At 68.0% G+C, this 25681-nt stretch carries 23 protein-coding genes; 12 read left to right on the forward strand and 11 right to left on the reverse strand.

Annotated features, from left to right (window positions below):
• Positions 1 to 6 precede the first annotated feature (6 nt).
• Genes HQN78_RS17280 through HQN78_RS17330 form a run of 11 tightly spaced genes read right to left on the reverse strand, consistent with a single transcriptional unit; the run spans position 7 to position 13764 of the window.
• On the reverse strand, positions 7 to 867 hold the full coding sequence (locus tag HQN78_RS17280; RefSeq protein ID WP_199225973.1) for an acyltransferase: 861 nt from the start codon (positions 865 to 867) through the stop codon (positions 7 to 9).
• Complete coding sequence (locus HQN78_RS17285) at positions 864 to 2291, reverse strand: O-antigen ligase (protein ID WP_235085151.1); 1428 nt, start codon at positions 2289 to 2291, stop codon at positions 864 to 866. Before HQN78_RS17285 ends, HQN78_RS17280 begins: the two co-directional genes overlap by 4 nt.
• The gene (locus HQN78_RS17290; protein WP_227106306.1) at positions 2288 to 3391 is read right to left on the reverse strand and encodes a glycosyltransferase family 1 protein; all 1104 of its coding nucleotides are present in this window, start codon (positions 3389 to 3391) and stop codon (positions 2288 to 2290) included. Before HQN78_RS17290 ends, HQN78_RS17285 begins: the two co-directional genes overlap by 4 nt.
• Entirely contained in the window at positions 3375 to 4616 is a 1242-nt protein-coding gene (locus HQN78_RS17295) for a glycosyltransferase family 4 protein (protein ID WP_235085153.1), read from the reverse strand. Before HQN78_RS17295 ends, HQN78_RS17290 begins: the two co-directional genes overlap by 17 nt.
• Entirely contained in the window at positions 4613 to 5941 is a 1329-nt protein-coding gene (locus HQN78_RS17300; RefSeq protein WP_235085155.1) for a cellulase family glycosylhydrolase, read from the reverse strand. Before HQN78_RS17300 ends, HQN78_RS17295 begins: the two co-directional genes overlap by 4 nt.
• Positions 5934 to 7118, reverse strand: coding sequence for a glycosyltransferase (locus tag HQN78_RS17305; RefSeq protein WP_227106302.1), 1185 nt, complete (start codon positions 7116 to 7118; stop codon positions 5934 to 5936). Before HQN78_RS17305 ends, HQN78_RS17300 begins: the two co-directional genes overlap by 8 nt.
• Positions 7115 to 9109 carry a hypothetical protein gene (locus tag HQN78_RS17310; RefSeq protein ID WP_235085158.1) on the reverse strand — a complete coding sequence of 665 codons (1995 nt, stop codon included), beginning with the start codon at positions 9107 to 9109 and terminating at the stop codon, positions 7115 to 7117. The genes HQN78_RS17305 and HQN78_RS17310 overlap by 4 nt, the downstream gene beginning before the upstream one ends.
• Positions 9110 to 9136: 27 nt before the next feature.
• Complete coding sequence (locus HQN78_RS17315; RefSeq protein WP_107801483.1) at positions 9137 to 9943, reverse strand: polysaccharide biosynthesis/export family protein; 807 nt, start codon at positions 9941 to 9943, stop codon at positions 9137 to 9139.
• Positions 9944 to 9948: 5 nt separating this feature from the next.
• Complete coding sequence (locus HQN78_RS17320) at positions 9949 to 10863, reverse strand: glycosyltransferase family 2 protein (protein ID WP_235085160.1); 915 nt, start codon at positions 10861 to 10863, stop codon at positions 9949 to 9951.
• Positions 10860 to 12323, reverse strand: coding sequence for a mannose-1-phosphate guanylyltransferase/mannose-6-phosphate isomerase (locus tag HQN78_RS17325; protein ID WP_235085163.1), 1464 nt, complete (start codon positions 12321 to 12323; stop codon positions 10860 to 10862). Before HQN78_RS17325 ends, HQN78_RS17320 begins: the two co-directional genes overlap by 4 nt.
• A gap of 7 nt (positions 12324 to 12330) precedes the next feature.
• Positions 12331 to 13764 carry an undecaprenyl-phosphate glucose phosphotransferase gene (locus HQN78_RS17330; RefSeq protein WP_235085166.1) on the reverse strand — a complete coding sequence of 478 codons (1434 nt, stop codon included), beginning with the start codon at positions 13762 to 13764 and terminating at the stop codon, positions 12331 to 12333.
• A gap of 234 nt (positions 13765 to 13998) precedes the next feature.
• Between HQN78_RS17330 and HQN78_RS17335 the strand changes: the two genes are divergently transcribed.
• From HQN78_RS17335 to HQN78_RS17390, 12 genes are all read left to right on the forward strand, one after another.
• Positions 13999 to 14178 (forward strand): DUF3460 family protein, encoded by a 180-nt coding sequence (locus tag HQN78_RS17335; protein ID WP_235085168.1) that lies wholly within the window; start codon positions 13999 to 14001, stop codon positions 14176 to 14178.
• 63 nt (positions 14179 to 14241) lie between these two features.
• Positions 14242 to 14910, forward strand: a complete 669-nt coding sequence (locus HQN78_RS17340; protein ID WP_235085171.1) for a class I SAM-dependent methyltransferase — start codon at positions 14242 to 14244, stop codon at positions 14908 to 14910.
• A gap of 265 nt (positions 14911 to 15175) precedes the next feature.
• Positions 15176 to 15586: a biopolymer transporter ExbD gene (locus tag HQN78_RS17345; RefSeq protein ID WP_227106289.1), complete on the forward strand. Its 411-nt coding sequence runs from the start codon at positions 15176 to 15178 to the stop codon at positions 15584 to 15586.
• Positions 15583 to 16452, forward strand: coding sequence for an energy transducer TonB (locus tag HQN78_RS17350; protein ID WP_227106287.1), 870 nt, complete (start codon positions 15583 to 15585; stop codon positions 16450 to 16452). The genes HQN78_RS17345 and HQN78_RS17350 overlap by 4 nt, the downstream gene beginning before the upstream one ends.
• Positions 16453 to 16526: 74 nt before the next feature.
• Positions 16527 to 17816, forward strand: a complete 1290-nt coding sequence (gene tolB, locus HQN78_RS17355) for a Tol-Pal system beta propeller repeat protein TolB (protein ID WP_235085173.1) — start codon at positions 16527 to 16529, stop codon at positions 17814 to 17816.
• Between the two features lie 14 nt (positions 17817 to 17830).
• Entirely contained in the window at positions 17831 to 18358 is a 528-nt protein-coding gene (pal, locus tag HQN78_RS17360; protein WP_107801475.1) for a peptidoglycan-associated lipoprotein Pal, read from the forward strand.
• A gap of 161 nt (positions 18359 to 18519) precedes the next feature.
• Positions 18520 to 19266, forward strand: a complete 747-nt coding sequence (ybgF, locus tag HQN78_RS17365; protein ID WP_107801474.1) for a tol-pal system protein YbgF — start codon at positions 18520 to 18522, stop codon at positions 19264 to 19266.
• A gap of 333 nt (positions 19267 to 19599) precedes the next feature.
• Positions 19600 to 21267: a hypothetical protein gene (locus HQN78_RS17370; RefSeq protein ID WP_146176773.1), complete on the forward strand. Its 1668-nt coding sequence runs from the start codon at positions 19600 to 19602 to the stop codon at positions 21265 to 21267.
• Positions 21268 to 21294: 27 nt separating this feature from the next.
• Complete coding sequence (locus HQN78_RS17375; protein ID WP_235085175.1) at positions 21295 to 22773, forward strand: S8 family peptidase; 1479 nt, start codon at positions 21295 to 21297, stop codon at positions 22771 to 22773.
• Between the two features lie 320 nt (positions 22774 to 23093).
• Positions 23094 to 23930 (forward strand): CPBP family intramembrane glutamic endopeptidase, encoded by an 837-nt coding sequence (locus tag HQN78_RS17380; RefSeq protein WP_146176772.1) that lies wholly within the window; start codon positions 23094 to 23096, stop codon positions 23928 to 23930.
• 102 nt (positions 23931 to 24032) lie between these two features.
• Entirely contained in the window at positions 24033 to 24521 is a 489-nt protein-coding gene (gene purE, locus HQN78_RS17385) for a 5-(carboxyamino)imidazole ribonucleotide mutase (RefSeq protein ID WP_191186231.1), read from the forward strand.
• Positions 24521 to 25651, forward strand: a complete 1131-nt coding sequence (locus tag HQN78_RS17390) for a 5-(carboxyamino)imidazole ribonucleotide synthase (RefSeq protein WP_227106279.1) — start codon at positions 24521 to 24523, stop codon at positions 25649 to 25651. The genes purE and HQN78_RS17390 overlap by 1 nt, the downstream gene beginning before the upstream one ends.
• Positions 25652 to 25681 lie beyond the last annotated feature (30 nt).

Genomic DNA, 25681 nt, shown 5'->3' on the forward strand with positions numbered 1-25681 from the left:
GTGTCATTAGTGGAACAGGGTGAACAGCCCTTTGCCGCCCACCTTGTAGTTGAGATCGCGCGGCCGCTCGCCCATGGGCTTGGCCCCGCTGCCGCCGACGATCTTGTACGGCGCCACTTCCTTACCCACCACGGTGTTGGCGGTGACCACCGCGCCGCGGCCGATGCGCGCGCCGTGGCCGATCAGCGCGCCGGTGGCGATCCAGGCGTAGTCGTCGATATAGACCGGCGCGGACACCGACCAGAATTCCGGCGCGCTCAGGTCGTGACTGCCGGCGATGATCTTGGCGTAGGAGGCGATGGCGACATGATCGCCGATGATCAGCCCGGCGCGCGCGTCCAGCAGGCAGTGCCAGGCCACGCAGCTGTCCGCGCCTATCACCAGATTGTTGACGCCCAGCACCTCGGTGTTGCGCCACACGCTGGAGCCCTTGCCGATGCGCGCGCCGCCCAGGCGCAGCCAGGCCAGCCGCAGGTGGTGGGACGGCAGCTTGTTGATCAGGATGTTGTAGCCCTGCTCCCAGGCGCGCAGCCAGCGGTCCTTGAAAGTGGCCCAGTTGAGGCCGTAACGCGGCACCAGCTGGGTGGGCACTTCGTCGCGCAAGAGCGCGTAAAAGCGGCTAGCCAAGGGGTGCGGGATGCGGCTTTCCATGTCGACGGAGACGATGGACACGCGCGGTTCGGCGGCGTCGCCCTCCTCGAAGGCCACGTTGTTGGCCAGCATCCAGTCGTAGGCGGCGGCCAGTTCCGCCGCCGGCGCGCCCAGACGCGCGGCGTAGCCGTCCAGCCGCTCGCGCAGCGCGCTGCTGTGGTAAATGCGGTGGCGCAGCGTCAGCGCCGGCGCGGCGGGAAGATCGGTGGGTTTCATCGCGGTTTCGCTTTCGGATCAACGGTTTTCGGGCCGGAGGGCGCGACGGCGCTCAATAGCGGATCGCCGCGGCCGGCCAGCCGGCGCGCCGCTTGCAGATTGACGCCCATCAGCAGCCAGAACAGGCCGATCAGCACCATGGTGAAGCTGTAGTAGTGGTCGAACAGGCCGGTGAGCAGCGCCGCCAGCAAGCCGGACAGGGTGCCGAGCCAGATCGCGCGCTCCGGATCCAGCGCGGACAGCGGGCCGCGCGGCCGCGCCTCTCGCCACCAGGCGACGGTGACGGCGACGAAGAGCAGCATGCCGGGCACGCCCAGCTTGTAAACGTAATTGAGCCAGAGGTTGGAGATGCCGAGCAGGCCGCTGTCCGGCGGCGGCGGATCCACTTTGAAGCCCAGGCCCAGCGGATAGGCGCGCATCGCGTCGGGGAAGCGGCGGTATTCGTCCATGCGGATTTCCGTACTGGCGTTGCTGGCGGAAAACGTGGTGGCCAGGCGTTCCTGCAAGGGCGGATAGAACAAGACCAGGGCCAGGCCCAGCGCCGCGGCCAGGCCGATGATGCGGCCGGCGTGCGGCGCGCGCCGCCAGCTCAGCCACAGCAAGACCAGCGCCAGGCTGACGATGGCCCCGCGCGAGATGCTGAACAGTAGGCCGGCCGCGCCCAGCAGCGCCACCGTCAGGCCCAGCAAGCGCCGCCAGCCGCGCTGCGCCAGGCCGTAGAAGAAGGCCAGCGGCAGGAAGAGCGCCAGCGCGCCGCCGGTGAGATTGGGATGCACCCAGGGCGAGGCCATGCGGGTGTAGTTGGCGGAGAAGATGTCGCGCACCGCTTCCGGATGGGCGTAGCGCAGTTTTTCCAGCACCGGGATGAAGCTGTTGGCGTCGCGGTCCTTGAGGAAATAGCCGATGGACAGCAGCAGCATGGCCAGCGTGCCCAGCAGCAGCGTCACGATCAGGCGGTCGCGGCTGCGTTCGTCCGGCAGCAGCAGCGGCGCCAGAAACAAGGCGGACAGATTGAGCAGCCAGCGCGCCCAGTTGACCGGGCCGTTGCCGTCGGCCTGCACCATCAGCTGGCCCGCCAGAAACGGCAGCAGGCTGAAGGCCATCAGCCACAGCAGCAGCTCTTCGGCGCGGCCGCGCGGCCATTGCAGGAGGCCGACGGCCAGCCGCGGCAGCGCCCCCAGCCAGGCCAGGCCCAGCAAGGCCTCGGACACGGTGACGCGCACGCCCAGTTGCACCGTGGCGTAAGGCGCCAGGGTGGCGGCGAGGCCGAACAGCGCCAGTCCCAGCAAGGGCGCGCGCAGCACGGCGACGCCGGCGCAGGCGGCGGCCAGCGCCAGCGCGGCGGCGGCCGGGCTGAGCAGGGCCAGCAGGCCGCCGAACAACAGCCCGCAGCTCAGGGCGAGCGCGCGATTCAGCGGCGTCATGCCAGCAGCCTGTCCAGCAGTTGATCCACGCGGCGGCGGTAGGCGTCCATATCGTAGCGGCGCGCCCAGGCGCGGTTGGCGTCGACGTCGCCGTCCGGCCCGGCCGCGGCCAGCCGGTGCATCAAGGCTTGCAGCTCGCCGCCGTCGTTGGGGGCGAATCGCGCCGCTTGCGGCGGCGCGACCTCGTCCAGCGCGGAGCCGGTGGCCACCGCCACCGGCGTGCCTTGCGCCAGCGCCTCGATCACCGGCAGGCCGAAGCCTTCGGCGTAGGACGGCTGCCATAGCCGTTCCGCCCCCGCGTACACCGCGCTCAGCATGGCGTCGTCCAGATCGCTGAGCCAGATCAGGCCGTCCAGCCGCCGCAGCTCCGCCGGCAGGTCCTCCGGCCGCGCCACCAGCGCCAGCGCCGGCAGGTCCGGCTGGCGCTGACGCGCTTTCCGCCATTGCTCGACGAACCAGGGCATATTCTTGCGCGGCTCGCGCGCGCCCACCGCCAGCCAATAACGCGCCGGCAAGCCGGCCGGCGGCTCCGCGGCCGGCCTCGCCGGCTGCGGCACCGCGTTGGGCAGCAGCGCCAGCTTGGCGCGCTGGCGCGGGAACAGCCGCGCGGCGGCGTCGGCGGTGAATTGCGACGGCGTCCAGACCGCGTCGGCGCGTTGCAGGGAGCGCGCGGTGCCGGCCCAATCGATCACGCGATAGGCCAGCGCGCGCAGCAGGCTGACGTGGTAGTTGTCCAGGGTCAGCTGGAACACGTCGTGCAACAGCATGGCGTAGCGCACGCCGCCGGGCGCGCGCCAGGGCGGCAGCCCGGTGTTGGCGGTGGCGATGTAAAGATCCAGCCGCCGGGCGCGGATGGCCTGCGGCAGAAAGCGGCATTCGAAATGCCAGCGCTCGCGCGGGCGATGCAGCCCGTCGGCCGGGCTGGGCCGCGCCGGGCATTCCGCCAGCCTCCGGTGGGGATGGTCGGCCGGGCAGGCGGTGAAACGCAGCACTTCCACGTTCGGCCGCGCCGCCAGCGCGGCCTCCAGCGCCAGCACTTGCCGCGCGATGCCGGAGCGCGGCGCGGCGGTCACCGGGCGGTAGTCAATTCCGATGCGCATGTCTCAGCTCCCGGTACAAGGTTTCCAGCTGGTCGGCGGCGATGGCCCAATCGTGCCGCCGCCGCACGAATTCGCGCCCGGCCGCGCCCAGGCTGGCCGCGCGCTCCGGCCGGCTCAGCAGCTCGGCCGCCGCCTCCGCCAATTGCTCGGCGTCGTCGCCGCGCAGGTATTCGCTGTCGGGACGCAGGTCCAGCCCGGACGCGCCCTGCGGCGTGCTCAGCAGCGGCAGGCCGGCGGCCAGCGCCTCCAACACCTTGAGCTTGGAGCCGCCGCCCTGGCGCAGTCCGGCGATGAAGGCCGCGGCGCGGCGCTGCTGCGTCGGCAGTTCCGGCACGAAGCCCAGCCACTCCAGCCGCGCGTCCGGCCAGCGCCGCGCCCAATCCTCCGGCATCGCGTAGCCGCATATCGCCAGCCGCGCCCGCGGCAAGCGCCGCCACAGCCTAGGCATCACTTCCGCCGCCAGCCAGACGGCGGCGTCGCGATTGGGCGGGTATTCGAAATTGCCGACGAAGAGCAGACGCTGGCTGGCGTAATCCGGGCGGACTTCGGCGAAGGCGTCGGCGTCCACGCCGTTGATCACCACGTCCACCAGCCGGCCGCTGTGCTGGGCCATCGCCGCGGCGTCCTCCCAAGTGACGGCGGCGACGCGCTCGGCGGCGTTCAGCGCCAGGGCCGCCCAACGCCGGTAACGCCAGCGGTCCCACCAGACGAAGGGCGCGCACCAGCGCGGCAGATGCTGATAGGTGGCCGCGCCCAGTTCGGACTCGACATTGTGCTCGGTCAGCAAAAAGGGCTGACGGCGGCGGTCCAGCGCTTCCAGGAAGGGCTGCAAGCCGTAGCTGTGCTCGATCTGCACCACGTCCCAACGCTGGCGCAGCAGGCCGTCGAAAGTGCGGCTCAGATCAGGCGACAGGCCGTTGACGCTGGCCAGCATCGGGTAGGGCCCCAAGGCCGCCGCCAATAGCGTCAGCGGGTGCTTCAGCGGCCGGCGCGGCAGCACGATCAGCCGTTCCACAATGCCTTCCAGCTGGCGGCGGCAGGCCTCGCTGGCCGGTTCCTTGCTCTGCACCAGCAAGGTGATGCGGTGGCCGCGCGCCGCCAAGGCGCGCAGCAGCTGGAACTGGCGCAGCTTGCCGCCGCTGGTGGTGGGCCAGGGCAGATACGGCAGGGTCCATAGAATGCGCAGCGGCGGGCAGCCGCCAAGGGAAAGAGAGGCCGGCTTCATTCTCGCCACTCCAGGATTTGCAGCTGCGGCTTCACCGCCACGCTCAGGCTGTCGCCGGCGGCGCTCAAGGCCGCGCTGCTTCCGCTCAAGGGCTGGCGCAGCGTGGCGCGGGCGACGCCGGGCAAGCGCGCCGCGCCGCCGTTCGCGCTCCAGAACATCCACAGCCGCGCGCCGTCCGGCTTGCGCCAGGCGATGCTGTACAAACCGTCCGGCGCGGCGTCCAGGCGCGGCGGCGGCGCCGGCTCCAGCCGCGGGCCGGTGATGGCGAGAAAGCGCGCCAGCGCCTTGTAGGCGGGCTTGGGTTTGCCGTTCAGATCCAGCAAGCCGTAACCGCGGTCGCGCGCGCTGGCGCGCTGGTCCAGATCGGACAGCGCGAACAGAAAGACGCGGTCGTAGTCCAGCGCGCTCATCAGCGCCAGCCGGCGCAGTAAATAATCCGCCTGGCCGTCGCGACCGATGATGTCCTGCTCTTCCTTGGGGCCGGCGTAGCTGGACCAGCCCCATTCGGTGGCCCAGATGCCCGGCGCCTTGACCTGGCGCAGCCGGGCGTTGATCTGCTGAGCGCGCAGCACGAAGTCCCGCGTTTTAGGGTCATCGCCCTCAGGCTGCTGGCTGTAGGGATGGTAGGCGACGATGGTTTTCAGATTCAGCGTGCCCTTCTTGCCCAGTTCCTCCAGCATCAGGCCGCCGCGCACCGGCATCTGGCTGTAATAAGCCATGCCGGCCATCACCACCGGCTTGCCCGGCGCCGCGGCGCGCAGCGCTTCCGCGCTGGCCTGCAGCAAGCGGCCGTAACCTTCCGGGCTGGGCAGCGGCCGCCAGAAGCCGGGCAGATTGGGTTCGTTCCACACCTGCCAGGCGTCCACCGCCGGATAGCGCCGCGCCAACATGGCCATGCGCTTGGCGAACACCTTGTCGTCCTTGGGCGGGTACTGGTCGCTGGAACCAAGCAGCGGCGGCACGCTGCTGGCGAAGGGCGCCGATCCCACCAGGTAGAACACCGATTTGAGCTTCTGCGCCTTCAGCGTGTCCACCAGCTGATCCAGCGGCGCGAACACGAACTGGTTTTCCTTGGGTTCGTGGCGGTCCCAATGCAGGTCCACCCGCACCCAGCTCAGGCCCAGCGATTTGAGCTGCTGCATCTGGCGCTGGTATTGCTCCGGCGTGAACCAGAGGAAGTGCGCGTTGACGCCGAGAAAGTCGCGCCACACCACCGGCCGGCCGGCGGTCAACTCGGTGGTTTCGGCGCGCGGGCCGGCCGCGGCCAACGTCAGCGCCGCCGCCAGGACCAGCGTCCGCCACGCCGCGCCGCGCGCGCTAGCCATGCGCCCTCTCCCCCAACGCGGTCTGGAACATGCGCAGAAACTGCGTCGCCACGCGCGGCCAGGCGCGTTCCCGCCCCAGGCTGCGCGCCTGTTCGCTGTGCAGACGCAAGCGCTCGGGCTGACGCAGCAGGCTGATCAGGGTCCGGGCCAGCGCCGCGCTGTCCCCGCGGGCGTAGACCTCGCCGTTGCCAAAGGAGGCCTCCTCGGCCAGCGCGCGCGCGTCGGAACAGACCACGCCGCGGCCGCAGGCCACGGCCCAGGACAGCGCGCCGCTGGCGCCGCACATCCGGCCCAGCAAGGCCAGCTTCCACGATTCCCGATACGGCAGCACCATGGCGTGATGGGCCTGGATCAGGCCGGGGATGTCGGTGGCCGGCAGGTCCGGCCGCCATTCCAGCATGTCCCGGTGCAGCCCCAGCAGGATGGCTTGCTGGCGCAGGGATTCCAGATAAGAGCCGGAGCGGCCGAAGGCGACGTCCGGCGCCACCCCGCCCGCCAGGGTCAGCCGCACCCGGTCCCGGGTGTCCGGTTCTTGCTGCAGCAGGGCCAGCGCGTCCAGCACATCCTCTATGCCCTTGCCCTGGTAGATGTAGCCGAAGTACAGCAGCCGCAACGGCCCCTGCGGCGGCAAGGCCGGCAGCGGTTCGGCGGCGATTTCGCGATTGCCGTGCGCAATGTGGAACACCCGGCCGTCCGGCAAGCGCATCCGCCGGGCCAGGCCTTCCGCGCCGGTGGCCGTCAGCGTCACCAGCCGGGTCAAGCGCCGCGCCAGCCGCCGCTCGCGCGCCAGCGTCAGCGGGGCGGCCAGCAAGGCCGCGGCCTGGGCCAGCGGGCGCGGCAGCCGCCGCGGCAAGCCGGGCGGCCGCCAGACCAGGCGTTCCGGATCATGGACGGTGGCCGTCAGCCTCAAGCCCGGCTGATGGCGCGCCAACCACTCCAGCGCCATGAATTCGCCGCAGCGGCCGCCGCCCAGTTCCGCGTGCACCAGATCGAAACGCCGCCAGTCCACGTTCTGCATCTGCCAGGACAGTTCCAGCGCGTTGAGCGCCAGCGGCTGCCCGTCCAGCGGGGAGACGACGCTGACGCCTTCGTCTTCCAAAGCCCGACGCCAGGCGTCGGCGTAGTCGGCGATGCCGTTTTGCTCCGACGGCAGCGGAGCCAGCAGGGCGATCTTCATCGGCCTTCTCCTTTCCAACGCGCCGCGCCTCTCAACACGGCGGCGGGGATTTCAAAACGGCGGCGGTTGAGCACAATGCCGTCTACCTGTCCGAACGCGGCGCCCAGGATGGCCAGCGCGTTTTCCACCACCGGCACCGTGGAGGCGCGCGCCTCCACCACCAGCAAGATCAGATCGGCGCGCTTCAGCTGCACGAAGGCCTGCTGATTGTCGAGCAGCGCCGGCGCTTCGATCAGCGCCACCTCGCCGGCGGCGACGCGCGCGTCCCCGGCGGCCAGCCGCGCCGGCACGCCGCGCTCGGCCAGCACCCGCAAAAAATGGCCGGCGACGAAGCTGACGCCCTCGCCGCGCCGCGACGACGCCAGGCCGATGACCAGGCCGTCCCGCGCCAGCTTGTCGGCCGGCAACTGGCTGTACAGGCGATAGACGCTGGCCTCGAAGGCCGGCGGCGGGGTCCGCCCCGGCTCCAGCTCCATCAGCGTGCTCCACAGCGGCACGCCGAAACGGCGCTCTACGCCGCCGCCGTCGTGGATGCGCTGGTCCAGCAGATAGCACAGGTAAAGCGCGAACAGGCCCACCGCCAGGCCCGCCGGCGCCGCGGCCAGCAGGATGGCCAGGCTCTTGGGAAACACGCGCGCCGGGCTGAAAGTGGCCTGCTCTATCACCGCGATATTGCTGATGCGGCTATTGTCCAGCTCGCGGTCTATGCGCGCTTTTTCCAGGCTGTCGCGGTAGAGCAGGTAGTTCTTTTCCGCCACCGCCAGATTGCGTTCCAGCCGCGACAGCTCCGGCTCCACACCGAGAATGCGCGCGCGCTCGTCCTTCAGCTCGGCGATGGCCTTGTCGTAAGCCGTCACCTTGGCCTTCAGTTCGCCGGCGCGCATGCCGCGCTCCAACTTGCCGCGCTCCAGCAGATTGACGAGATCGCTGGGCGCGCGGTTTTCCGAGCGCTGCACCGTGTCTTTTTCCCGGGCGATCAAGTTTTTAAGCGCGGCGATGTTTTCATCCAATTCGCGGATGGGCGGCGCGTCCGGCAGATAGGTCTTGAGCTTGTCCAGCCGTTCCAGCTCCAGGCCGTTGAGCTTGAGCTTGAGGTCTTGCCGCGCCGGGTTCAGGCTCAGTTCGCGCTCCTTGACGATTTCGCGCGGCAGCTTGCCGCCGCTGGCCTGGGCGTTGGCGATGCCGCCCTGCATCGCCGTCCACTCCGCCTGATCGGCGCGGCGCGCCGCCTCCAGCTTGTTGAGCTGGTCGGTGAGGCTGTCCAGACGCTCCTTGGAGCTGATGCCGTCGATCTGGCGCAATTGCTGGCCGATCCGCTCCTTGTAGCCGGCGATCTGCTCGGCCAGCTTGCCGCTTTCGGTTTCGTAAAACGCGTACAGGCTTTTGCGCCCCAGCGCGCGGCTGCGCTCGTCGATGTACAGCGCCAGCCATTTGTTCAGCACTTGCCGCGCCACCGCCGGATCGTCCCAGCTGAAAGCGATTTCCATCACCGCCGAGCCGCTTTGGTGGCTGACGCTGAATTGCTTTTCCAGCTTGGCGGCCAGCCGCTCCTGCGGCGTCTGCGTTTCCACCACCCCGATCAGGGCCAGCGCGTCGCGCGCGCCGTCCAGCACAGCGCCGGCCGCCTGCTTTAGCCGGTGCTTGACGGTTTTCCACCAGCCTTGCGGCGGCGGCGAGCGCATCTCGTTCAGGTAGTAGTCGGCCACTTGGTGGATGATGGGGCGGCCGGTCAGCAGCTTTTCCTCGTCGACGATGGGGTCGCGCTGAGTGCTGGGCGCCACCAGCGTCTGACGGTCGGCGTATTCGATCGGCAACGTACTGGTGTCGCGGCCGGGCTTGACCAGCAGCCGCGCTTCGGATTCGTAGCGGGCCGGCAGCAGGAAGGCGCCCAGCGCCGCCACCAGCACGGTGGCGACGAAGGCCCATTTGAACTCGCGCTGGAAGATGAAGAACAGGCGGGCCAGGTCGCGGAAGGAGCGGATTTCTATCATATCGCTATCGCCGGTGCGGACCAGGGGCTAGCCGCCGGCCTTGATGGTGGGGTTGTTCTGGATGTTGACGTTGTTGCTGCCCTTGCCGCCCAGGTCGTAATTCAGTCCTATGCCTATCGCCTTGGAGAAGGGCAGCAGCTGGTTGACGTACATGTCCACGCCTTCCACCGCCTTGCCGATGGCGGACTTGGGCACGAACACGATGTCGCCGCGCTGCAGCATCACCCCGCGCCGTCCGGCGGCCGGGTCCAGCATCCGCGCCAGATCGGTGAAATAAATCTGATACAGGCCGGTCTCGTCCATGCGCAGCAGCGCCACGTGCTCGCTGTCGGCGGACGGCAGCACGCCGCCGGCGCCTATCACCGCCTGTTCGATGCTGGCGGCGGCGCTCAGCTCGAAGGCGGACGGATTGCGCACCGCGCCGCCGACGAAGACGCGGTTGCCCGGCGCGATGGCGATGTTGACGGTGACTTGCGGCTGGCGGTACAGCGCGGACAGCCGCTCGGTGATCTCCGCCCCTATCTCCTCCGGCGTGCGGCCGCCGCCGCGGACCAGGCCGGCGTTGGGATAGGAAAAGCTGCCGTCCGGGCGCACGAAGAACAGCGCCATCTCGTCTTTTTCCGCCGGGGATTGCGCGTCGCGGACGATGCGCAGGGTGTCGCCGTTCATCACCCGCGTCGTCGGCGGCGGCAATTGGCTGATGTCGCGCAGCGCCAGCCGCCGCGCTTCCACGGTCTTGGCGTCCGGCAGCGCGATGGTGCTGGGGGTGGAACAGGCCGTCAGTCCGCCCACAAGGGCGGACAACAAGACGGCGGCGAGCTTGGCGGTGGTCATCGCGTTCATTTCCAATAAGCGGGGAACATGCTGAGGCGGCGCTTGAGCGCGCGCGGCAGCCAGCGTTCGACATGGCCCAGCCGGTAGCCGGCCAGCTTGAGCGCGCAGCGCAGCAGCACTTCGGACTGCCGCCAAGGCTGGCCGGCGCGGCGCACCGTCTCCAGTTCCGAACGCACAAAGCGCCGCCCTTCCGCGCCGGCGCGGCCGAAGCGTTCGGCTATCCAGCGCTCGCGGCCGTAAAACACGCCGATGTCGAAATAACGGCGCATTTCCTCCCACAGCCCGTAATCGTGGGAATGGTGGACGCAGGCGGCGGCTTCGTAGCGCACCGACCAGCCGGCCAGCAGCATGCGGCCGGCGACGTGAGCGTCTTCGGAGCCGATCACGTCCACGGGGAAACCGCCCACCCCGCGCAGCGCCTCGCGGCGATAAGCGGCGAAGGAGTCCGAGCTGAAACAGGTCTTGATGCCCAGCTCGGCGGCGTCGGCCAGCCGCTTGGTGCGGCTGAACGGCGGATAATTGAAGCGGCGCGCGTGCGCGCCCAGCAAGCCGGCGTCCGGCTGCGGCAGTTGACGGCCGTAGGCGACGCCGATGTCGTCCTCCGCCAGCAGCGCGTCGCGCAAGCGGCGCAGGGCGTCGGGGCCGGCGGGAATGGCGTCCTGGGTCAGATAGATCAGCACTTTGGCGTCGGTCAGCTCGCTGGCCAGCCGGCGGGTGCCGCCGTGATTGAAGTCCGCGGCGCGCACCGGCACCACGCTGGCGCCGGCGGCCAGCAGGCGCGCCCGGCTGCCGTCGCTGGACTCGCTGTCCAGCACCAGCCATTCGTCCGGGCGCAGGCTTTGCGCCGCCAGCGCCGGCAGCAGCCGGTCCAGATGGCGGCCGGCGTTGCGCACCGGCAGGATCAGCGCGGTTCGGCTCACGGCGCGGCCTCCGAACGGCCGTAGTCGTCGGCGAAGCGCACGATGTCGTCCTCGCCCAGATATTCGCCGCTCTGCACCTCGATCAACACCAGGTCGATCAGGCCGGGATTGCTCAATCTATGGGTTTCGCCGGCGGGAATGAAGGTGGATTCATTGGTGTGCAGCAAGCGCTCTTCTTGGCCGTGGGTCACCATCGCCGTGCCGCTGACCACGATCCAGTGCTCGCTGCGGTGATGATGCATCTGCAAGGACAGCGCCGCGCCGGGCTTCACCACAATGCGCTTGATCTTGTAGCGCTCGCTGTCCGCCAGCACGGTGTAATGGCCCCAGGGCCGCTGCGAGCTCAGGTGCAGCCGCCAGGCCGGATGGTTCTGCTCCTGCAGCCGCCGCGCCAGCTCCCGCACGTCCTGGCTGCGCTCGCGCTTGGCCACCAACAAGGCGTCCGGGGTGTCCACCACCGCCAGATTGTCCACGCCCAGCATCGCGATCAGCCGACCGCGGCTCTGGATGAAGCAATCCCGGCTGTCCCGCAGCAAGGCGTCGCCGCTGACGCGGTTGCCGTCCGCGTCGGCCGGGAACTGCTCGGCCAGGCTGTCCCAGTTGCCGATATCGCTCCAGCCCAGCTCGCAGCGCACCACCGCCGCGGCGCGGGTATGCTCCATCACCGCATAGTCGATGGAAATGTCCGGGCAGCGGCCGAAGCGCTCATGCTCCAGCGCGCGCAGCCTGTGGTCCGCGTGCGGAGACGCCGGGCTGTGCGCCAGGCAGTCCCGCACCGCCGCCAGCACCTGGGGCGCGTGTTCGGCCAGCTCTGCGCACAGCGCGGCGGCGGAAAAACAGAACATGCCGCTGTTCCACAGATGACGGCCGCCGGCCAGATAGCTCTCGGCGGCGGCGCGGTCCGGCTTTTCCACGAAACGCGCCACCTCCTGGCCGTCGGCGCCGATCGCCGCGCCGGCCTCGATATAGCCGAAGCCGGTTTCCGCGCGGCTGGGCGTCAGGCCGAAAACGACGATGCGGCCGGCGACGGCCAGCCGCGCGGCCTTCTCCACCGCGGCGGCGAAGGCGGCTTCGTCGGCAATCAGATGATCCGCCGGCAACGCCAGCAGTAGCGGATTGGCCTCCGGCTCGCGCTCCAGCAGGTCCGCGGCCGCCGCCGCCAGCGCCGGCGCGGTGTTGCGCCCTTCCGGCTCCAGCAGCAGCTCCAGCGCCAGTCCGCCGACGTTGACCGCCCGGCATTCGTCCAGGGTGCGCAGCTGCGCCTGCTGATTGGTGATGATCATCACCCGTTTCACCCCCGGCAGGCGCGCGGCGCGCAGAAAGGCTTTCTGCAACAGGCTCTGATCGTCGGCCAGCCGGATGAAGGGCTTGGGAAACGCTTGCCGGGACACCGGCCACAAACGGGTGCCGGCGCCGCCGGACACGATGCAGGGAATCAGTTCTGGTCTTGGGCTTTGCATGGCGGCCTCAATAGGCTTCGTCGGCCGAGAGCACGGCCGGCAGGGTGCGGATCAGGATGTAGGCGTCGAACCACAGCGACCAGTTCTCGATGTATTCGAGATCGTGCGCCACCCGGCGCTCTATCTTGGTCAGCGTGTCGGTCTCGCCGCGGTAGCCGTTGACCTGGGCCCAGCCGGTAATGCCCGGCTTGACCCGGTGGCGGGCGGAATATTCCGCCACCGCGTCCTCGAACAAGACGCCGGCGGCCTTGGTGGCGGTGGCGTGCGGACGCGGCCCCACCATGGACATGCTGCCGCCCAGCACATTGAGCAATTGCGGCAACTCGTCCAGGCTGGTCTTGCGGATGAAACGGCCGACGCGGGTCACGCGCGGATCGCTGCGCGTGGTTTGCGCCTCGGCGTCCGCGTCGGCCTGCTCCACGTACATGGAGCGGAATTTGTAGACCTCGATCAGGCGGTTGTTGTAGCCGTAGCGCCGCTGCCGGAACAACACCGGCCCCGGCGAATCCAGCTTGATCGCCGCGGAGATCAACAACATCAGCGGCGCGGCCAGCGTCAGCGCGCAAGCGGCCAGCAACACGTCCTCGCAGCGCTTGAGCAAGGGCGACCAGCCCTTGAGCGGCCGCTCGGAAATATTGAACATGGGCAGCCCGGCCACCGCGCTCACCCGATGATGGGCGTGCCGCAAGCCCGCCATGTCCGGCGCCAGCAGCACCGTCACCGGCAAGCGCCGCAGCAGGCTGACCAAATCCCCCATCCGCTTGACCGCCGCCCAGGGCAGCGCCACCAGGATTTGCTGCACCTCGCCCTCGCGCACCATCGCTTCCAGCCGCTGCATGCCGCCCAAATAGGGCAGGCCGGCCATCGCGTGCTGCAAACGGTCGGAGCGGTCGTCGACAAAACCAATCACGCAAGCGCGGATGTCCGCGTTCTCCCGCAGGAAGCCGGCCAGCAGGTGGCCGCTGGCGGTACAGCCCAGAATCACCGTGCGTTGCAGGCCCACGCCGCGGCGCACCAGCCGGCGGCACCAGACATGCACCAGCAAGCGCTGCGACAGCAAGAGCGTCAGCGTCGTCGCGAACCAGACCGGCCATAGCCGGTCCGGCAAGGCCGCCAGCGCCGGCGACAGCCCGCGCGCCAGCCACAAGACCGCAAACAGCAGCGCGCACGCCGCGGCCAAGGGCCGCAAACGCAGCTGACGCAGAAACATGCCGCCGCCGTAGACGCCAAAAGCCTGAAAAGACAGCAAGGCCAGGACGCCGGCAAGCAGCAAGACCTGCACGGCCTGCCCGCGGGCCTCCGCCGAAACCGGCTCAAGCAGCAGCAAAACGCAGCCGGGCGCCAACACCATCGCCAAATGCGTCAGCCGAGCCAGCAGCCGCAGATAGGTCAAGGTCTCGGGGTAGAACTGCACCAAGCTGTCCACATTGCGAATTCGCATCACATAAACCGTTAAGTTTAATTTGCTTAAACAAAAACGCCTTTTCAGTTTAAAATTTTGCTTAAATGTCTTTAAATCTTTTACGCAATATCGCAGCAAAGCTTCCCCGACGCAACCAGATTTGCGTTACAGTTTGAAATCTGTTGTCAAAAAGAATGTAAAGCGGGCGCTCAAGCTGACTGCGCGGCGATTTATCGATTAAAATCACGACATCACCCCAGAAGGAACGATGCGATGTATCAGTCCGATTTCACCCAATTCATCAACGGCTTCCTGGAAGAACATCCGGAAGTGGACAGCCAGCGCCGCGAACTGCGCCTGACCCTGTGGGATCGTCAAGTGAACGCCGACGACCAGGAACGCTGGAAAGAATCCCGCGTGCCGCAGCAGCCCTATGTCTACCAGCCGGAATAAGCCCGGCTCCCCGCCTGACCCGACGCCCGCGCCGCGGGCGTTTCCGATTGCACTGCACACCCCATGACCAGCCGCACCGTGGCGCTAGACGGCGCCTTGCACGATTACCTGCTGAACATCAGCCTCAGCGAACACCCGGTGATGCGCGATCTGCGCGAATTCACCGCCACCCACCGCATGGCCAAAATGCAGATCGCGCCGGAACAGGGCCAGTTCATGGCCTGGCTGGCGCAGCTGATAGGCGCGCGCCGCTATCTGGAGATCGGCGTATTCACCGGTTACAGCGCGCTGGCGGTGACGCTGGCGATGCCGGAAGACGGCCGCACGCTGGCCTGCGACGTCAGCGAAACCTTCACCTCCGTCGCCCGCGACTACTGGGCCCGCGCCGGCGTCGCCGAGCGCATCGAACTGGTGTTGCAACCGGCGCTCGCCACCTTGCGCCAACAGCTGGACGCCGGCCAGGCCGGCCAGTACGACCTGGCCTTCATCGACGCGGACAAGCCTGCCTACCGCGACTACTACGAAGCCTGCCTGCAGCTGGTGCGCCCCGGCGGCGTGATCGCCATCGACAATATCTTCCTGTCCGGCCGCGTGGTGGAGCCCAAGCCGGAAGACCCGCCCGGCGTGCATCTGATGCATGAATTCAACGCTGGCCTGAAGCACGACCCTCGCATCCGCATGTGCGTGCTGCCGGTGGGGGATGGGCTGACCTTGTGCACGCGGCTGGCCTAAGAACCTGTTTACGATCTGCTGCGCGTCGGCGATACGGCGTTGAAACCAAGCTCAAAATGCTCATGTACCACGAGTACATTCCGCTTTTTCGCTTGTTTTCGCCTTGTCTCGCCTTAGCTCGCTAGATCGTAAACACGTTCTAAGCGCCCCCAGGCCGGCGCGGCCATGAACTTTTCATGATCCGCCGCGGTCTGACCCGCTTACCCCGGACACCCGGCCGGAGCCCGGTGTATCATGACCGCTTGCCAACGCTAACAGACGCTCCATGCTCAATCGCCGTCCCCGCCGCCAGATGAATCAGATGAACGTCGTGCCTTACATCGACGTGATGCTGGTGCTGCTGGTCATCTTCATGGTGACCGCGCCGATGTTCACGCCCGGCGTGATCGAAGTGCCCAGCGTGTCCCAGGCCGCTAGCATCGACACCCGTCCGCTGGAAGTGACCGTGGACGCCCAGGGCAAGATCCAACTGATAGACAACGACCGCAAGACCGACGTCGCCTCCGTCGCCGATCTTGCGGTGCAAATCCAGGCCTTGGGCGCGGCCGAACGCCCGGTGGCCATCTCCGCCGACGCCAACCTCAAGTACGCCGAAGTGGTGCAGATCGCCGACAAACTCCACCAGGCCGGCGTCAAGCGCGTGGCGCTGACGGTCAAGCAGCAGAAGCAGGGATGATGGCCGCAGTGTCCACCTCGCCGCGTCCTTGGTCGCTGATCGTTTCGGTACTGCTGCACGTCGCCGTGGTCGGCCTGCTGCTGTGGGGCGGCTTCCATTCCCAAACCCTGCAGGAACAGGCGCCGGTGGCGCTGGAGCTGTGGACCACCGCGCCGCCGCCGCCCGCGCCGGCCGCGGTGGCCGAACCCAAGCCCGCGCCGGTGGCGGAACCGCCGCGCCCCGTCGTGGCCGAGCCGCCGGCCGACGTCAACCTGGGCCGCGACAAGAAACCGCCGGAACCGCCCAAGCTCAAGCCGGAACCCAAGCCCGAGCCTAAACCGGAGCCCAAGCCGGAACCGGCGAAGAAGCCCGAAGCGAAAAAAGCGGACAAGCCCGCCGAGAAAAAACCGGAGGCCAAAGCGCCGCCGGCGCCGGCCGCCAAACCGCAGGCCAAGCCCAAACCGTCCAAAACCTACAACCCGGAAGCCGACGACCTGTTGGCCAGCCTGGACAGCCCGCGCACCAGCGGCAAGGCCAATGCGCGCAGCGATCAGGCCGGTTCGCCCAACGGCGTGGCCGGCGGCGCGGCCAACGGCTCGTCGACGGCCAAGGCCGGCTGGATCAGCCGGGTCAAGGCCAAAGTCACCCCGCTGGTGCAAGTGCCGCCGGAACTGAGCGGCAACCCCAAAGTGGTGTTGCAGGTCAGCCTGCTGCCCTCGCTGGAAGTGAACCGGGTGCAGCTGCTGCAAAGCAGCGGCAGCAAGGCTTACGACGACGCGGTGCAAAGGGCGATCTGGGAAGCGAAAACCTTTCCGGCGCTGCCGCCCGGCGCCAATTTCAACGATGGCTACCGGCAGTTCAAGATGGAGTTCCGGCCCAAGTCATAAGGCGGACCAAACACAAGCCATGATGGACCGGCTGCGGCGTCGCCTCATGCCGATAGACTGATTCGAGGGAACTAATGTCCAGCTTCAAAACTCTGTTGAATATGCTGCTCGTCACGCTGGGCCTGATGGCCGCAGGCGGCGCGCAAGCGGAAATGACCATCGAGATCGTCGGCGGCGGGGCCAATCGCCACGCCATCGCCGTCGCGCCGTTCAAGGACGAAGCCAACGCCCAGGGCGGCCTGAGCCCGGTGATCAAGAACGATCTGACGATTTCCGGCGCCTTCCGCATGGTGGACGCCGCCGGCGTGGCCAATACGCCGTTTGAGCCCGCCGACATCCGCTACCCGCTGTGGCAGGCCGCCGGCGCGCAGTCCGTCGCCATCGGCAAAGTGGAGGCGGCGAGCGGCGGACAGTTGAAAATCAGTTTCCGGCTGATGGACGTCGCGCAGAAGAAGCAGCTGACTGGCGGCGAATTCACCGTCACCCCGGACCGCACCCGCCAGGTGGCGCACGCGATCGCCGACATGATCTACGAGGCGATCACCGGCCAGAAAGGCTTCTTCAACACCCGCATCGTTTACGTGCTGAAGACCGGCGGCAGCTATCTCTTGCAAGTGGCGGACGTGGACGGCGGACGCGCCCAGACCATTCTGCGCTCCAGGGAGCCCATCATCTCCCCCAGTTGGAGCCCGGACGGCGGACGCATCGCCTATGTGTCGTTTGAAAGCAAGAAGCCGGTGGTCTGGGTGCAGAGCCTGGCCACCGGCCAGCGTTTCGCCGCCGCCAACTTCAAGGGCAGCAATTCCGCGCCGGCCTGGAGCCCGGACGGCGGCAAGCTGGCGGTGGTGCTGACCACCAGCGGCAATTCGCAGATTTACGTGATCAACGCCAACGGCGGCGGCGCGCGCAGGCTGATGTACAACGGCGGCATCGACACCGAGCCCACATGGAGTCCGGACGGCGGCAGCTTGTACTTTGTCTCCGACCGCGCCGGCGGCCCGCAGATCTACCGCGTGTCCGCCGATGGCGGCAACGCCCAGCGCGTCACCTGGGAAGGACGCTACAACGTGTCGCCCAAGGTGTCGCCGGACGGCAAGACCCTGAGTTACATCCGTCGCGAGGGAGGCAACTTCCGCGTGATGGCGCAAGACCTGGCCACCAACGACAGCCGCGCGCTGTCGGACAGCGGCTACAACGAACGCCCAAGCTTCGCCCCCAACGGCCGCATGGTGCTGTACGCCAGCGACGCCGGCGGCAAGAGCGTGTTGTACGCCGCCACCACGGATGGCAGCAGCAAAGTGAAATTGGCCGTGATCAACGGCGATGTACAGGACCCGGCTTGGGGCCCATTTAATCGTCCTTAATTGGAGCTATTGATATGAACTGGAAACAACTCGTCCTCGGCACCGCCACCGTTACCCTGCTGGCCGCCTGCGCCAGCACCAAACCGGCTGACACCACCGCCGGCACCCAGCAGCCCACCACGCCGCAGACCACCGCGCCGGTGGACACCGGCAGCGGCAACCAGAATCAGGTGTCCGTGGATCCCTTGAACGATCCCAACAGCCCGCTGGCCAAGCGCAGCGTCTACTTCGGCTTCGACTCCTCCTCCGTTGACGCCAGCGGCAAGCCGGTAGTGGAAACCCACTCCGCCTACCTGAAGCAGAACGCTGACAAAAAAGTCATCATCCAGGGCAATACCGACGCCCGCGGCAGCCGCGAATACAACCTGGCCCTGGGTCAGCGTCGCGCCGAAAGCGTGAAAAAGGCGATGGAAGTGCTGGGCGCCAAGGAAAGCCAGCTGGAAGCGGTCAGCTTCGGCAAGGAAAAACCGCGCGCCACCGGCAACACCGACGCGGACTTCGCCGAGAACCGTCGCGCCGACATCGTGTACCAAGGCCACTAAGCCCAAACCGCCGGCCCGATTCAGGGCCGGCTTTTACAGCCGGACATCGGGCGGATGCGTTTTCACGCGCTTGCCGTTAAGATATCCGGCTGTATTCATTGCCACCCACCTTACAAGCGTCGTCCCCTCCGGGCCGGACGGCGGGACATCCCGGGACAACCATGAAACGGCTCACCCTCTGCAGCGCGCTCTTGCTGGTTCTCACCGGCTGCGCCACCACCGGCGATCTGGAAGAAACCCGCCGCCAGCTGGACCAAGTCAACCGCCAGGCGTCCACCCGGCTCAATGAAGTGGAAAGCAAGCTTTCCAATGAAAAGCTGTTGGAAATGGTCAGCCAGCTGGAAGCGATGAAGGCCGAAGTGGCCAAGCTGCGCGGCGACGTGGAAGTGCTGAACTACAATCTGCAAACCACGCAGAAGCGCCAGAACGACCTGTACAACGATCTGGACGGCCGATTGGGCCACCTGGAGAACAGCGGCGCCAAGCCCATGCCCGCCACGCACGGCGACGCGGCCTCCGGCTCCGCGGACGGCGGCGCCGCCACCAGCCCGGATTACGACAAGGCGCTGAACCTGCTGCGCGCTCGCGACTTCGCCAAAGCCGCCGACGCGCTGCGCGGCTTCATCGAACAAAACCCGCAAGCGCCGCAAGTGGCGGAAGCCACTTACTGGCTGGGCGTGTCCCACACCGCGCTGCGCCAATACGACGCCGCCATCGACATCCATCGCCGCTTCGTCGAGCAGTTTCCGGACAACCACTTCGCGCCGGAAGCCCTGCGCAATATCGGCAATTGCCAGCGCGACCTAGGCCAGATGGACCAGGCCAAAGCCACTTACAAACGCCTGATCAAACTGTATCCCAAGACGGACTCCGCCCAAAAAGCGCGCCAACAACTGGCAAAAATGTAACACCCCGGCCGGCTCCCCTCCGGCCCTCATGCCCCATTTTGAAGCCAGCCCGCCGCGGCTGGCTTTGTCTTCCGCGTCGTTTCCGTCGCCGGCAAATAGCTGATTTTTCAATAAAAAATTAAAACACAAATAATTATAACCAATGGTTATCCGCTCGCCGCACCAAAATGGCGCAGCGCTCCGCCTCCCTCTCCTTCCGCCGCCTCCGCTCCCGCTTGCCTTATCCATGCGTTTTCTCTACCAAACATGCTTATCGCATGACAATATATTCGTTCTGGGTTTAAACCCAGGATAAAAATACAAACGACAAGATCTACAAAGGAGTTACCCGTGATGAGAACCACACAAGCAAGCGGAACCCAATGGTTCCGGCTTGGCGCTATCGCCGTGGGCGTAGCGCTGATCGGCGGCCTGTCCGGCTGCGAAGACGACGGCAGCGGCAGCCAGCCCGGCGACGGCTCCAGCCATCATGGCGGCAGCGGCCGCCTGGCGGTGGACATCTTCGGCAACCGCGGCGGCGTGCTGACCGCGGTGCCCAGCGGCCTGTGCCTGGGCCAGCCGCGCGTGCAATGGAGCAACGGCGCCCGCGGCTTCAGCGCCGAAGACAGCGCGCCGGACCAGCCGCTGACCGCCACCGTCAGCTGCGCGCTGACCAGCGCCAGCCAGACCCTGGTGCCGCAAAACGTGTTCAGCGCGCCGTCGGTGTTCGCCGTGCTCAAGGCGGACCGCACGCTGGCGGTCTGGGGCAGCCGCCGCCTGGGCGGCGACACCTCCGCCCTGCCCGCCCAACCCAAGGACGTGGTGGCGGTGGCCGGCAATGAGCGCGCGATGGCCGCGCTGCAGGCCGACGGCACCGTCGTCGGCTGGGGCCGCGCCGGCTCCGGCGCCAGTTTCGCCGGCCCGGTGGGCGTAGGCAGCGCCGACGCCACCTCCCCGGTGGCGCCGCTGGGCAAGATCGCCAAGCTGTGGCCCACCAAACGCGGCTTCGTCGCGCTCAACGGCGACGGCAGCGCCACCAGCTGGGGCAATATCGAAACCACCTTCGACGGCAGCGGCGGCTCCAAATCCATCTCCTCCTACTTCGACGCCGCCCGACTGGCCGCGCTGAAGGACGTCGCCAGCGTCAGCCATAACCTGGGCGCGGTGGCGGTGCTGAAGAAGGACGGCAGCGTGCTCGCCTTCGGCGATCCCAATTCCGGCGGCGATGCTTCGCCGCTGGCCGCCAAACTCAACAATGTGGCCAGCATCGCCGCCACCGATTACAACTTCGCCGCGCTGAAAAAAGACGGCAGCGTGGTGGTGTGGGGCCTGAACTGGGACGGCCAGACCAGCGACTACTACGACGGCAGCGAGCCCATGCCCGCCGGCGTCAGCGCCGTGCAGACCAACCTCAACGTCTTCGCCGCGCTGAAGCAGGACGGCTCGGTGGCCACCATAGGCAGCGCCTACTTCGACCGCGGCGCCGACACCGGCCCGGTGGCCGGCAACCTGGCCGGCGTGGCCAAGCTCTACGCCAGCAAGACCGCCTTCGCCGCCTTGCGCAAGGACGGCAGCGTGGTCACCTGGGGCGACAGCGCCCGCAACGACGCCAGCGGCGTGCAACACCAGCTCAACCGCGTGCGCGCCATCGCCTCCACCGAGCTGGCCTTCGCCGCGCTGCGTCAGGACGGCAGCGTCGTGACCTGGGGCGACGAACTGCGCGGCGGCGACAGCAGCGCGGTGCGGCACCGCCTGCGCGATGTGGTGGCCGTGTTCGCCAACGACTACGCCTTCGCCGCCTTGAAGGCCGACGGCAGCGTGGTCACCTGGGGCGCGCCCACCCACGGCGGCGACAGCTCCGCCGTCCGCTCGCGCCTGGTCAATATCCGCGCCATTTACAGCACTCCGCTCGGCGGCTTCCTCGCCGTGGCCAAGGACGGCAAGTTCGTCGCCTGGGGCAGCCCGTCCGCCGGCGGCAATGCCCCGGCCGGCCTCGCCGCCATCCCCTACGTCAAGAACTAAGCCGTCGCCGCATTGGAGCAATAACACATGAACCGCAAAACCTCGCTGTCCCTGCTGACCGCCGCGCTGCTGGCCGGCGCCGGCGCCGACATCGCCGCCGCGGCGCCCTCCGCCGCCGGCATCACCGGCATCATCGTCAAATACCACAGCGTCTCCCAGCTGCAACTGACCCAGGCTCGCATCGCCAACGGCGGCCGCGCCCCGTCCAGCCGCCCGGCGGATTTCGCCGCCCGCACCCAACGCGTGCAGCAACTGAGCGGCAGCCCGCTGCAATTCCATCACCAGATGGGCACCGGCGCCTACGTCTATCAAAGCGGCAAGGCGATGAGCGTGGCCGAGGCCCAGACCCTGGCGCGCAAGATCCAGCAAGACCCGGCGGTGGAATACGCCGAGCCGGACTTCGTCATGAGCCCCAACTACCTGCCCAGCAGCCCGCTCTACGCGGCCAAGCAATGGGATATGCAGGCCAGCGCCGGTGAGCCGGGCGCGATGAACCTGCCCGCCGCCTGGGACCTGTCGCTGGGCGCCGGCGTCACCGTGGCGGTGCTGGACACCGGCTACCGTCCGCACGCCGACCTCAAGCCCAATCTGCTGGAACCGGGCTACAACTTCATCTCCGATCCCAAGCGCGCGCGCCTGCCGGCGGTGGCGCAGACCAATGCCGACGGCAGCCCGCTGCTGGACAGCAACGGCCAACCGGTGCAAAACGCGCGCACCAACAACGGCCTGGATCAGGGCGATTACAGCGACGGCAGCCTGTGCCGCGCCGGCAACAGCAGCTGGCACGGCACTCACGTGGCCGGCACCATCGCCGCGGCCGCCGGCGACGCCAACGGCCTGACCGGCGTGGCGCCCAAATCCAAGCTGCTGCCGCTGCGCGTGCTGGGCCAATGCGGCGGCGCCAGCTCGGACATCGCCGACGCCATGCTGTGGGCGGTGGGCGCCACCGTGCCCGGCGCGCCGGTCAACGCCAATGTGGCGCGGGTGCTGAGCATGTCGCTGGGCGGCGCCCAGCCGTGCAGCCGCACCTATCGCGACGCCATCCAGCAGGTCAACGCCCGCAACGGCGTGGTGGTGGTGGCCGCCGGCAACGCGATGAAGAACGTGCGCAACACCAACCCGGCCAGCTGCCCCGGCGTGATCACCGTGGCTTCCAACGGCAAGTCCGGCGGCATCGCCTCCTACTCCAACTACGGCGCGATCACCACCGTCACCGCGCCGGGCGGCGATCTCAACAGCGGCGACCCCGGCATCTATTCCACGCTGAACAGCGGCGCCACCGTGCCGGGCGCGGACAGCTACGCCGCCTTCCAGGGCACCTCCATGGCCACGCCCCACGTGGCCGGCCTGGTGGCGCTGATGCTGTCCTCCAACCCCAGCCTCAACTGGAAAGCGGTGCGCAACATCCTGATCAAGACCGCCCGCCAACCGGCGGCGGATTGCGAAGGTTGCTCCGCCGGCATCACCGACGCTGCCGCCGCGGTGCGCGCGGCCAAAGCCAACTAAGCCGGCCGGCGGTCGGCGCCCCGGCGCCGGCCGCCGGTTCGCTTGCGGCTTCCTTTCCCTGCACACCGGGAGCCTGCCGCCGCGGCTCTGGCCCAAAACCAGACGGCGGCGGCTTTTTTCTCAACGCTTTCAGGGCGCGCTTACGATCTCGCGAACCAAGACATGACATGGCGTTGCGGTGGGGAAAGCGGAATGCACACACGGTACATGAGCATTTTGAATGCCATACTCACCGTGTCACGCGCCACGATGCGCAGCAGATCGTAAACAGGTTCTTAGGTATCATTCAGTATCCAAACCCATCCCGCCGCGAGCCCGCCATGCCTCTGCCCACCCCGCCCCTGCCGGATTCCCTATCCCTTGCCGCCTTCCTCCTATTGGCCCTGGCCTTGCTGGCCGAAAGCCTGCGCCTGCGCTGGCCCTCCCGCCTGGCCGCGCTCAGCAGCGCCGGCGTCGCCGTCGCCTGCGGCCTGGTGCAGCCCTTGGGCGCCGCGGCCCTCCTCGCCGCCCTCGCCGTCAGCCTGGCCGCGCGCCACTACCGGCGGCCGGAGCTGTGGCTGGTCTGGATCGCGCTGCTGCTGGCGCTGGCGCTGCACGCCTTGCCCGGCTTCGACAACCCCTTGCTGTGGCAGGGCCTGAGCACGCCGAACAGCGCGCCCTACCGGCTGTACTGGAGTTACGACAAGGGCGCCGCCGGCTGGCTGCTCTTGATGGTGCTGGCCGCCAGCCCGCAAGTGGAACGGCGCTGGGGCCCGGCGGCGGCCGGCGTCGGCGCGCTGCTGCTGCTGGTCGTGCTGGGCCTGGCCAGCGTGGCCGGCGTCATCGCCTGGGCGCCGAAATGGCCGCATTGGCTGCTGCCCTGGCTGTTCGCCAACTTCTTCCTGGTTTCGCTGGCGGAGGAAGCCTTCTTCCGCGCCGGCCTGCAACGCTGGCTGGAGTTGCGCACCGAACCCTTTCCCGCCCTGATGGCCGCCGCGGTGGCTTTCGGCCTGGTCCACGTCGCCGGCGGCTGGGTCTGGGTGGGTCTCGCCACCCTGGCCGGCCTGGGTTACGGCCTGGTCTACGCCGCCACCCGCCAGGTCTTGTGGGCGGTGCTGGCCCATGTCGCCTTCAACGCTGTGCACCTGATTCTGTTCACTTATCCGCGGCTGATGTGATATGCCCTAAGTACCTTGATGTCAAAATAAAAAACCATAACGGCAGCAGGCCCCAATCGGGTAAAATCCCGGCTTTAGCCTCAACCAGCGAGCTTCTCCGCCATGATTGAAGTCGGCATCGTGATGGGTAGCAACAGCGATTGGGAAGTCATGCAGAACGCCGCCCGCGTGCTCAAAGACTTCGGCATCGCCTGTGAAACCCGCGTCGTCTCCGCCCACCGTACTCCCGACCTGCTGTTCCAATACGCAGAAACCGCTGCCGAGCGCGGCCTGAAGGCCATCATCGCCGGCGCCGGCGGCGCCGCCCACCTGCCGGGCATGCTGGCCGCCAAGACCCATGTGCCGGTGCTGGGCGTGCCGGTGCCGTCCAAATACCTGCGCGGCGAGGATTCCCTGCTCTCCATCGTGCAAATGCCCAAGGGCATCCCGGTGGCCACCTTCGCCATCGGCGAGGCCGGCGCCGCCAACGCCGCCCTGTTCGCCGTGGCCATGCTGGCCGCCACCCGCCCGGAACTGGCGGAACAACTGATCGCCTTCCGCCGCAAGCAAGAAGAAACCGTGCTGGCGATGACCCTGCCGGAGATCGAATAATGGCCGCCATCCTGCCCCCGGCGATGCTGGGCATCCTGGGCGGCGGCCAGTTGGGCCGCATGTTCGCCGTGGCCGCCAAGACCATGGGCTACCGCGTCACCGTGCTGGATCCGGATGAAGCCGCGCCGGCGGCGGACTTCGCCGACCGCCACCTGTGCGCGCCGTTCAACGATCCGGCCGCGCTGGAAGACCTGGCCAAGAGCTGCGCCGCCGTCACCACCGAATTCGAGAACGTCAACGCCGACGCGATGCGCCTGCTGGCCAAGACCACCCGCGTGTCCCCGTCCGGCGACTGCGTCGCCATCGCCCAGGACCGCATCGCGGAAAAAGCCTGGATCGCCAAGGCCGGCCTGCCCACCGCGCCCTATCTGGCCATCCAGAGCGTGGAAGACATCCAGGTCGAACTCTCGCCCTATCTGCCCGGCATCCTGAAAACCGCGCGTCTGGGCTACGACGGCAAAGGCCAGGTGCGGGTGAGCACCGCGGCCGAGGCGCGCGCCGCCTACGCCAACCTGGGCGGACAGGCCTGCGTGCTGGAAAAAATGCTGGACCTGCAGCTGGAAGTGTCCGCCATCGTCACCCGGGTCAGCGCCACCCAGAGCGCGGTGTTCCCGGTGGCCGAGAACATCCACGCCGACGGCATCTTGGACGAATCCATCGTGCCGGCGCGCATCAAGCCGGCGCTGGCGGCCGAAGCGCAAGCCATGGCGATGCGGCTGGCCGAGGCGCTGGACTACGTTGGCGTGCTGGCGGTGGAATTCTTCGTGCTGGCCGACGACAGCCTGGTGGTCAACGAAATCGCGCCGCGGCCGCACAACTCCGGCCATTACACGCTCACCGCCTGCCTGACCGACCAGTTCCAGCAACAGGTGCGCGCAATGTGCGGCCTGCTGCCGGGCCGCACCGAGCTGCTCAGCCCGGTGGTGATGGTCAATCTGCTGGGCGATGTGTGGAAGGACAACGGCGCCCAGCCCAATTGGGACGTGCTGGCGGAAGCGCCCAACGCCCAACTGCATCTGTACGGCAAGAAAAGCGCGCGCCCCGGCCGCAAGATGGGCCACTTCAATGTGATGGCGGCCACGGCCGACGAAGCCTTGGATCAGGCCCGGGCCTTGAAGGATACCTTGTAAGCAGATGGCGAAGCTTTCCGGCTTCGCCAT

The organism is Chromobacterium sp. Beijing, assembly GCF_021496765.1.
Lineage (GTDB): Bacteria > Pseudomonadota > Gammaproteobacteria > Burkholderiales > Chromobacteriaceae > Chromobacterium.